This window comes from uncultured Amaricoccus sp. (genome assembly GCF_937858865.1).
Lineage (GTDB): Bacteria > Pseudomonadota > Alphaproteobacteria > Rhodobacterales > Rhodobacteraceae > Amaricoccus.
In genome coordinates this window covers 1-8,510 of the sequence record NZ_CALLYO010000499.1, presented here as the reverse complement: position 1 = coordinate 8,510, position 8,510 = coordinate 1, and the positions used below count along the sequence as shown (strand labels likewise).

At 71.9% G+C, this 8,510-nt stretch carries 8 protein-coding genes; all 8 read right to left on the bottom strand.

The annotated features are described in order from the left end of the window. Positions 1 to 147: 147 nt before the first annotated feature. Complete coding sequence (locus tag Q0112_RS14625; protein ID WP_297976526.1) at positions 148 to 1,662, bottom strand: malonyl-CoA synthase; 1,515 nt, start codon at positions 1,660 to 1,662, stop codon at positions 148 to 150. Positions 1,663 to 1,723: 61 nt separating this feature from the next. Continuing rightward, positions 1,724 to 2,245, bottom strand: coding sequence for a GNAT family N-acetyltransferase (locus Q0112_RS14620; RefSeq protein WP_297976525.1), 522 nt, complete (start codon positions 2,243 to 2,245; stop codon positions 1,724 to 1,726). A gap of 251 nt (positions 2,246 to 2,496) precedes the next feature. After that, positions 2,497 to 3,915, bottom strand: coding sequence for an FAD-binding oxidoreductase (locus Q0112_RS14615; protein WP_297976523.1), 1,419 nt, complete (start codon positions 3,913 to 3,915; stop codon positions 2,497 to 2,499). Then, on the bottom strand, positions 3,912 to 4,448 hold the full coding sequence (locus Q0112_RS14610) for a GNAT family protein (RefSeq protein WP_297976521.1): 537 nt from the start codon (positions 4,446 to 4,448) through the stop codon (positions 3,912 to 3,914). Before Q0112_RS14610 ends, Q0112_RS14615 begins: the two co-directional genes overlap by 4 nt. A 56-nt stretch (positions 4,449 to 4,504) precedes the next feature. Then, positions 4,505 to 5,767, bottom strand: coding sequence for a pitrilysin family protein (locus Q0112_RS14605; protein ID WP_297976520.1), 1,263 nt, complete (start codon positions 5,765 to 5,767; stop codon positions 4,505 to 4,507). Then, positions 5,764 to 7,167, bottom strand: coding sequence for a threonine synthase (gene thrC / locus Q0112_RS14600; protein WP_297976519.1), 1,404 nt, complete (start codon positions 7,165 to 7,167; stop codon positions 5,764 to 5,766). Before thrC ends, Q0112_RS14605 begins: the two co-directional genes overlap by 4 nt. Positions 7,168 to 7,182: 15 nt before the next feature. Continuing rightward, positions 7,183 to 7,854 carry an SURF1 family protein gene (locus Q0112_RS14595; RefSeq protein WP_297976517.1) on the bottom strand — a complete coding sequence of 224 codons (672 nt, stop codon included), beginning with the start codon at positions 7,852 to 7,854 and terminating at the stop codon, positions 7,183 to 7,185. 24 nt (positions 7,855 to 7,878) lie between these two features. Further along, positions 7,879 to 8,436, bottom strand: a complete 558-nt coding sequence (locus tag Q0112_RS14590; protein ID WP_297976515.1) for a Uma2 family endonuclease — start codon at positions 8,434 to 8,436, stop codon at positions 7,879 to 7,881. Between the last annotated feature and the right edge of the window lie 74 nt (positions 8,437 to 8,510).

The window sequence follows — 8,510 nt, the reverse complement described above, 5'->3', positions numbered from 1 at the left end:
CCTGATTAACCTCTGGTCACGACCGCAAATCGTATGGCCGCTTTCCAGCCCCCTTTCCGGCCGCATTCCAGTCCGCCCAAGTCGCTGTTAACACGAATGGAATTCCCCTCGAAACCGGTTCAATCCGCCGGAGGCCGTATGAGCCGCTCAGGCGCGGTAGAGGCCGGCGAACCGCTCGCGCAGCAGGTTCTTCTGCACCTTGCCCATGGTGTTGCGCGGCAGCTCGTCGACGAAGACCACGCGCTTCGGCAGCTTGAACTTCGCCAGCCGGTCCCCGATCCCCGCCAGCACCGCCGCCTCGTCGAGCGCCACCGCCCCGGTCGGCACCACCACCGCCGTCACCCCCTCGCCGAAGTCCTTGTGGGGAACGCCGATCACCGCCGATTCCACCACGCCGGGCAGCGCGTCGATCTCGGCCTCGATCTCCTTCGGATAGACGTTGTAGCCGCCGGTGATGATGAGGTCCTTGCCGCGCCCGACGATATGGACATAGCCCCGCTCGTCGATCCTGCCGAGGTCGCCGGTGATGAAGAAGCCGTTCGCGCGCAGCTCGGCCGCGGTCTTCTCCGGCATCTGCCAGTAGCCCTTGAAGACGTTCGGCCCCCGCACCTCGATCATGCCGATCTCGCCCCGCGGCAGCACCTCGCCCGTCTCGGGATCGGTCACCACCAGCTCGACCCCGGGCAGCGGCATCCCCACCGTCCCCGCCACCCGGTCGCCCTCGTAGGGGTTCGAGGTGCTCATGTTGGTCTCGGTCATGCCGTAGCGCTCGAGGATGGCGTGTCCGGTCCTCGCCTGCCACGCCCGGTGCGTCTCGGCGAGGAGCGGCGCCGAGCCCGAGACGAAGAGGCGCATGTGCGCAGCCGCCTCGGGCGTGAGCCCCGGCTCCTCCAGCAGCCGGACATAGAAGGTCGGAACCCCCATCAGCACCGTCGCCCGCGGCATCAGCGCGAGGATGCGGCCCGCGTCGTACTTCGGCAGGAAGATCATCGAGGCGCCGGAGAAGAGCGCGACGTTCGTCGCCACGAAGAGCCCGTGGGTATGGAAGATCGGCAGCGCATGGATCAGCACGTCCTCCGCCGTGAAGCGCCAGGCCTCGATCAGCGCCCGCGTGTTCGAGACGAGGTTGCCGTGGGTCAGCATCGCCCCCTTGGAGCGCCCGGTCGTGCCCGAGGTGTAGAGAAGCGCCGCGAGATCGTCCGCGCCCCTCGCGACGGTCGCGAAGACCTCGGGCGCCCGCTCCGCCGCCTCCGTCAGCGTCCCCCGGCCGTCGGCGCCCAGCGTGACCAGCGTCGCCCCCGCCCCCTCCGCCGCCGGCCGCAGCGCCTCGGCCTGCGCCGGATCGCAGACGAAGACCCGCGGCGTGGCGTCGCCGACGAAATACGCGATCTCGGCCGGGGTGTAGCCGGTGTTGAGCGGCAGGAACACGCCGCCGGCGCGCTCGGTGCCGAGATAGAGCACGATCGCCTCGACCGACTTCTCGACCTGCACCGCGACCCGGTCGCCCGGCCGCACGCCGAGACCGGCGAGCGCGTTCGCCATCCGCCCGGTCCGGGCGACGAGATCGGCATAGCTGATGCGCGCGCCGGCCGCGGTCTCGATCGCGACCGCGGCGGGGTCGGCGATGCTGTCGGCGAGGAGGGCGAAGAGATTGGCGTTCATGGCATGCACCGGTCCCTGCAGTTGGAGCCTCACCCTCTCATCCGACAGGCGGCGGCAGACCTCAAGCCGAAGCCGGGCCGACCTCGTCCTCCCAGCGCCCGACCAGCCCCTCGACGCCGTCGAAGGCCCCCGGCTCCAGCGCGCGCGCCAGCAGCCGGTCGGGGTTGGTCGGCGGCGGATAGTCGAGCCGCCTCGCCGCGGCGCGGCTGAAGCCGAAGCGGCGATAGTAGGGCTCGTCGCCCACCAGGATCACCCGGCTCCAGCCCCGCTCCCGCGCCCGCTCCAGGCTCTCGGCGATCAGCAGCGCGCCGAGCCCCTCGCCCTGCCGGGTCGGGTGCACCGCCACCGGCCCGAGCAGCAGCGCCGGCGTCCCCGCCTCGCCCACCCGGACCGGCCAGTAGCGGATGGCACCGGCGATCGCGTCGTACTCGTCCCGCGCGACGAGGCAGAGATCCGCCACCGGCGCCACGCCGTCGCGCAGCCGGTAGGAGCTCAGCGCCGACCGCCCCGGCGCGAAGGCCAGGTCGAAGAGGAGCTCCACCTCGTCGACGTCAGCGGGTTTCTCTCGGAGGATGCGGAACATGAAAGCAAATGGGCAGGCCGGGGCCACCCGCCCTAGCACGCAGGCTCCCGGCGAGCAAAGGCGAAAGGGCCCGGGCGGATGACAACTTTAAGTTGATCACTGCCGGATCCGTTAAACTTTTGGTAAGGAATCGCCGCCAGAAAGGAGGTGTCCAAAACGGACGGGCTGCTTGCAAAACTCAGACCCTCCAGTCTGGATAAAGCGCCCCTTCTCTCCCTCCCCCCCAAGAGAGAAGGGGCGCAATCCCCCCCTCAGGCGAGCACCGCCCCCGGGTTCAGCACCCCCTGCGGATCGAGCGCGGCCTTGATCGCCCGCATCGCCGCCACCATCGCCGGATCGCCGTAGCGCACCAGATCTTCCACCTTCAGCCGGCCCACGCCATGCTCGGCCCCGACCGAGCCGCCCAGCTCGTGCACGAGATCGTAGACCGCCCGCTTCACCGGCGCCCGCAGCGAATCGTAGAGCGCCCGGCTTCGCCCCTGCGGCGGGAAGACGTTGTAGTGCAGGTTCCCGTCGCCGAGATGCCCGAAGCAGTTGATCCTGAGCTCCGGGTCGAAGCGCGCGACGAGCGGCGCCCCGCGGGCCACGAACTCGCCGATCCTCGCCGGCGGCACCGAGATGTCGTGGCTCGATATCGCCCCCACCAGCCGATTCGCCTCCGGGATCGTCTCGCGCACGCCCCAGAAGACGGCGCGCTGCGCCTCGCTCTGCGCGACGAGCACCTCCGCGACCCCGCCCGCCTCCAGCCCGGCCATCAGCGCCGCCTCGAGCCGCGCCCGCGTCCCGGCCCCGGCGGCATCCGCCGCCTCGACCAGCACCCGCCAGTCCGTCCCCATCGCCGGCGGCTGCGGCACCGATGGCATCTTCTCCGCCAGGAAGGCGAGCCCCTCGACCCCGATCAGCTCGAAGGCCGAGATCGTCCCGCCGAGCGCATCGCGCAGCGCATTGAGCAGCGCCAGCGCCGCATCGGGCGAGGCGACCGCGGCCCAGGCCGTCGCCGTCTCGCCCGGCCGCGGATGCAACCTTAGGCTCGCGGCGGTGATGAGCCCGAGCGTGCCCTCCGACCCGATCAGCAGATGCCGCAGGTCGTAGCCCATATTGTCCTTCGCCACCCGCCTCAGGCCGTGCATCACCGACCCGTCCGCCATCACCGCCTCGACCCCGAGGCAGAGGTCGCGGGCGTTGCCATAGCGCAGCACGTTCACCCCGCCCGCGTTCGTCCCGAGCAGCCCGCCGATCCGCGCCGACCCCTCGGAGGCGAGCGTCAGCGGGAAGACCCGCCCCGCCGCTGCCGCCGCGGCATGGACGTCGGCCAGCACGCAGCCTGCCTCGACGATCATCACCCCGTCGGCGAGATCGACGTCGCGGATTCGGTTCATCCGCTCGAAGGAGAGGACGACCGGCAGCGGCCCTTCACCCATCACCTGCCCGCCGACGAGCCCGGTGCCGCCGGAATAGGGGATGATCCCCGTCCGTGCCTCGGCGCAGATCGCCACGGCGGCCGCCACCGCCTCCGTCGAGGCCGGCCGCAGCACCGCCGCCGCGCGCCCGGCGAAGCGCCCGCGCGGCTCCTCGAGATAGCGCGGCTCCGCCGGCACCACGCCCCCCGGCCCGAGCGCCGCCGAGAGCCGCTCGAGAAGCACCGCATCGGCCGGGTTCAGCGCGCTCATTCCCCCTCCTGGCGCCGGTCGGCCCGCAGCAGCGCATAGAGCACATGCTCGCGCCAGCGCCCGCCGATCTGCAGATAGCCCTCCGCCAGCCCCTCCTCGCGAAAACCCGCGCGCTCGAGCAGCGTGCGCGACGCCACGTTCTCGGGCAGGCAGGCCGCCTCGATCCGGCTGAGGTCGAGCGTGGTGAAGGCATGCACCACCACCGCCTCCAGCGCCTCGGTCATCAGCCCCTGGCGCGCGAACGCCGGCCCGATCCAGTAGCCGACCTGCGCCGACTGCGAGGGGCCGCGGCGGATGTTGTCGAGCGTGATCGCCCCCATCAGCCGGGCATCCTCGCGGCGGACGAGAAAGAGCGCCAGCGCCTTGCCCTCGTCGCGGGCGCGCCAGGCCCAGTAGACCCGGGTGCGGAACGCCTGGCGCGAGAAATGATCCGCCGACCAGGCCGGCTCCCAGGCGCGCAGGAAGGTCTCGCCCTCCCGGCGCAGGTTGGCCCAGGCGGCGTGATCGCGCATCTCCGGCAACCGCAGCGTCATCCGCCTGGTCTCGATCGCAGGCTGCGGCGGACGGCGAAAGCGGAGCACGCCCGACCTCAGGCCGCCAGGCGCCTCGCCAGCACCGATCGGTCGGGCGCGTCCCCGACCGGCCCGAGCAGCGCCAGCGCCGGATCGGCGCGCGCCGCCAGCCGCTCGCCGAAGCCGCGCACCCGCTCGGGCGTCACGGCGTCGATCTTGGCGATGATCTCGTCGATCGTCGGCACCCGCCCCCAGATGCTCAGCATCCGCGCCAGCCGCTCGGCGCGCGAGGAGGGGCTCTCCAGCCCCATCAGCATCCCCGCCTTCATCTGCGCCCGCGCCCGGTCGATCTCGGCCGGGCTCAGCCCCTCGGCCGCGCGGCGCAGCTCGTCGACGGTCAGCCTCGTCAGCTCGCCGATCTGCTCGGCGCCGGTGCCGGCATAGAGCGTGATGAGCCCGGTGTCCTCGTAGGCCCCGGCCTGCGCGAAGATGGTGTAGCAGAGCCCGCGCCGCTCCCTGAGCTCCTGGAAGAGCCGCGACGACATGCCGCCGCCCATCGCCGTCGCATAGATCTGCGCCGTATAGGCCTCGTCCTCGCGCACGCCGGGGCTCTCGAAGGCCATCGCCACATGCACCTGCTCGAGGTCGCGCGCCTCGCGCCGCTCGCCGCCGGCGAAGCGGGCCGGCAGGAAGGGCAGCGCCGGGCGCCGCGCCAGATGCCCGAAGTGCCGCTCGGCCAGCGCGAGCAGCCGCTCCGGATCGACCGCCCCCGCCGCCGCGAGGATCATCCGCTCCGGCCCGTAGTGCTCGCCGACGAAGCCCGCCAGCTCCGCCCGCCCGAAGCCCTGCACCCGCTCCGCCGGCCCGAGGATCGTCCGCCCGAACGGCTGCGCCGGATAGGCCGCCTCCTGCAGCCAGTCGAAGATGATGTCGTCCGGCGTATCGAGCGCCTGCCCGATCTCCTGCAGGATCACCCCGCGCTCGACCTCGATGTCCGGCGCCTCGAAGAGCGGGTTGAGCACGATGTCGGCCAGGATCCCGAGCGCCCGCTCCACATCCGCCTCCAGCACCCGGGCGTAATAGGCGGTCATCTCCTTGCCGGTATAGGCGTTGATGTAGCCGCCGACGTCCTCGATCTCCTCGGCGATCTGCTGCGCCGAGCGCGTCGGCGTCCCCTTGAACGCCATATGCTCGAGGAAGTGCGCGATCCCGTTCTGCTCCAGCCGCTCGTGCCGCCCGCCGGCGGTGACGAAGATCCCGACGCTCGCCGAGCGCAGCCCCGGCATCGGCTCGACCGCGAGCCGGAGCCCGTTCGCCAGCTCGTGCACCTCGACGCTCATCGCGCCCCCTCCCCCACCGTCGCCCGCCCGATGACGTCCTTGATCGCCGCGACGTCGTTCGCGACCCGCGTCACCCGCTCCGGCCGCGCCATCAAATCCGCCATCCACCCCGGCAGCGCCGGCCGCTCGCCCGTCGCCGCCTCGACCGCATCGGGAAACTTCGCCGGATGCGCCGTCGCCAGCACCACCATCGGCACCCGCGGATCGCCCCGCCTGACCCGCGCCGCATGCAGCCCGGTCGCGGTATGCGGGCAGACCAGCTCCCCCGTCGCCGCCCAGGCCGCCGCAATCGCAGCCCGCGTCTCCTCCTCCGAGGCGCGCGCGCTGTCGAACTCGGCCCGGAGCCGCCCCAGCGCCCCCTGCGACAGCTCGAACCCGCCGCCCGCCAGCTCCCCCATCAGCCCCGCCACCGCCGCCCCCTCGCGGTCATAAAGCTCGAAGAGCAGCCGCTCGAAATTCGAGCTCACCTCGATATCCATCGACGGGCTGATCGAGGCCCGCACCCCGGCGCGCCGGTGCGCCCCCGTCTCCAGCGTCCGGTGCAGGATGTCGTTCTGGTTTGTCGCGATCACCAGCCGCTCGATCGGCAGCCCCATACGCCGCGCGACGTACCCCGCGAAGACGTCGCCGAAATTCCCCGTCGGCACGGTAAAACTCACCGGCCGATGCGGCGCCCCCAGCGCCACCGCGGCGGTGAAATAATAGACCGTCTGCGCCAGCACCCGCGCCCAGTTGATCGAGTTGACCCCCGCGAGCCCCACGCCGTCGCGGAAGGCATGATCGTTGAACAGATCCTTCAGCCGCGCCTGCGCGTCGTCGAAGTCCCCGGCGATGGCCAGCGCATGCACGTTCGCCTCGGCCGGGGTCGTCATCTGCCGCCGCTGCACCTCCGACACCCGCCCGTCCGGGAAGAGGATGAAGACCTCGACCCCCGCCCGCCCGCGAAAAGCCTCGATCGCCGCCGACCCGGTATCCCCGCTCGTCGCCCCGACGATGGTGATCCGCCGCCCGCTCCGCGCGAGACTCGCCTCGAAGAGCTGCCCGATCAGCTGCATCGCCACGTCCTTGAAGGCGAGCGTCGGCCCGTGGAAGAGCTCGAGCAGCCAGTCGTTCGGCCCGGTCTGGCGCAGCGGCACCCGCGCCGCATGGCGGAAGCCGGCATAGGCGCGCCCGATGATCCCCTCGAGCTCCCTGTCGGTGAAGGCATCGCCGATGAACGGCCGCATCACCCGGAAGGCCGCCTCCTCGTAGGAGAGCCCGGCCAGCGCCGCGATCTCCGCCTCGCTCATCCGCGGCCAGGTCTCGGGAACGTAGAGCCCGCCGTCCCGGGCGAGACCCGCCAGCATCGCCTCCTCGAAACCGAGCTTCGGCGCTGCTCCGCGGGTCGAGACATACTGCATCGGCGAAATAATCCCTCAGTCGATCCGGCGCTTGATACGCCAAAGCTGATAACCTGTCATCATCGCCCAGACCACCGCCAGCCCGAACCAGGTCACCGCATACTGCAGGTGATTGTTCGGGATGTTGACCGTCACCGGCATCGGCAGCGGCTGGCCCGGATCGTCGCTCGCCGAGACCACCAGCATCACCGGCAGCGTGCCGAGCGCCTCGGCCATCAGCGGCACGTCGCGGGCGAACCAGATGTTCTTCTCCCGGTCGGGCGGGCTGGTGAAGCGGTCCGTCTCCCGCGGCCAGGCGAGCGACCCCTCCACGCTCAGCGGCCCGACCCGCCGCGCCGCCTCCTTCTCCCCGATCGGCACGAAGCCGCGGTCGAGCAGGATCGGCCGCCCGTCCGCGAGCCGGAAGGGCGCGATCACCCGGTACCCCACCCCCTGCCCGGGCGCCGTCGTATAGACATGGAGCTCCCCCGGCCCGACCACCCCCTCCGCCTGCACCCGCCGGTACTGGTCGGCCTCCGGCGTCGGCTCGGGCGGCACGGCCACCGGCGCGGCGGCGAGCTTCGCCTCGATCTCGGCGAGGATCGCCGTCTTCCAGGCCAGGCGCTGCACCTGCCAGACCCCGAGCGAGACGAGAAGCGCCACCCCGACCACGCCGAAGATCAGCGGGACGATCATCCGGCGGGTCATGCACTCAGCCCTTCGCCCGCCGCCTCACGGCCAGAGCGCGGACAGCGCGAACCCCGTCGCCTCGAACGGCGCGAGCCGGACCTCCTCGTCCCCCTGCGCCGTCCCGACGAGCACCCAGGCCCCGTCCCGCAGCGCGAAGGCTTCGAGGAGCCCCGCCTCCGGATCGAGAAACCAGAGGAAGCCGACCCCGCGCGCGCCATAGAGCGCCCGCTTCTCGGTCAGGTCGAAGCGCCGCGTCCCGGGGCTCAGGATCTCGCAGACCCAGTCGGGCACGAGCTCGATCGCCGGCGCGTCGGGAAAGGTCCCCATGCGCTCGCGCCGCCAGCCGGCGAGGTCCGGCACCACCACGTCCCCGCCGAGATGCAGCTCCGGCTCGATGGCAAAATACCAGCCCCCCGGCCCTCCCACGCCGTCGTCGTAGGGATCCCCGAGCTTCATCGCGATGCGGAAGGTCGCCCGCGCATGGCGCGAGGCGGGGCGGGGGTGGAGGTGCAGCGATCCGTCGACCAGCTCGGCCACCATGTTCGGGGGTGCGGCGAGCACGTCCTGATAGGTCGCCGGGCGCCGGGCGTGCTCGTTCATGATCGGCGCCCCGCCCGCATCACGAACCCCAGATGTAGATCACCGCGAACAGGAACAGCCACACCACGTCGACG

Excerpts from the sequence above, each read along its gene's own strand:
- Q0112_RS14605 (WP_297976520.1), bottom strand. The coding sequence starts at position 5,767 with ATGAGCGTCGAGGTGCACGAGCTGGCGAACGGGCTCCGGCTCGCGGTC.
- thrC (WP_297976519.1), bottom strand. The coding sequence starts at position 7,167 with ATGCAGTATGTCTCGACCCGCGGAGCAGCGCCGAAGCTCGGTTTCGAG.
- Q0112_RS14590 (WP_297976515.1), bottom strand. The coding sequence starts at position 8,436 with ATGAACGAGCACGCCCGGCGCCCGGCGACCTATCAGGACGTGCTCGCC.
- Q0112_RS14610 (WP_297976521.1), bottom strand. The coding sequence starts at position 4,448 with ATGACGCTGCGGTTGCCGGAGATGCGCGATCACGCCGCCTGGGCCAAC.
- Q0112_RS14595 (WP_297976517.1), bottom strand. The coding sequence starts at position 7,854 with ATGACCCGCCGGATGATCGTCCCGCTGATCTTCGGCGTGGTCGGGGTG.
- Q0112_RS14620 (WP_297976525.1), bottom strand. The coding sequence starts at position 2,245 with ATGTTCCGCATCCTCCGAGAGAAACCCGCTGACGTCGACGAGGTGGAG.
- Q0112_RS14625 (WP_297976526.1), bottom strand. The coding sequence starts at position 1,662 with ATGAACGCCAATCTCTTCGCCCTCCTCGCCGACAGCATCGCCGACCCC.
- Q0112_RS14615 (WP_297976523.1), bottom strand. The coding sequence starts at position 3,915 with ATGAGCGCGCTGAACCCGGCCGATGCGGTGCTTCTCGAGCGGCTCTCG.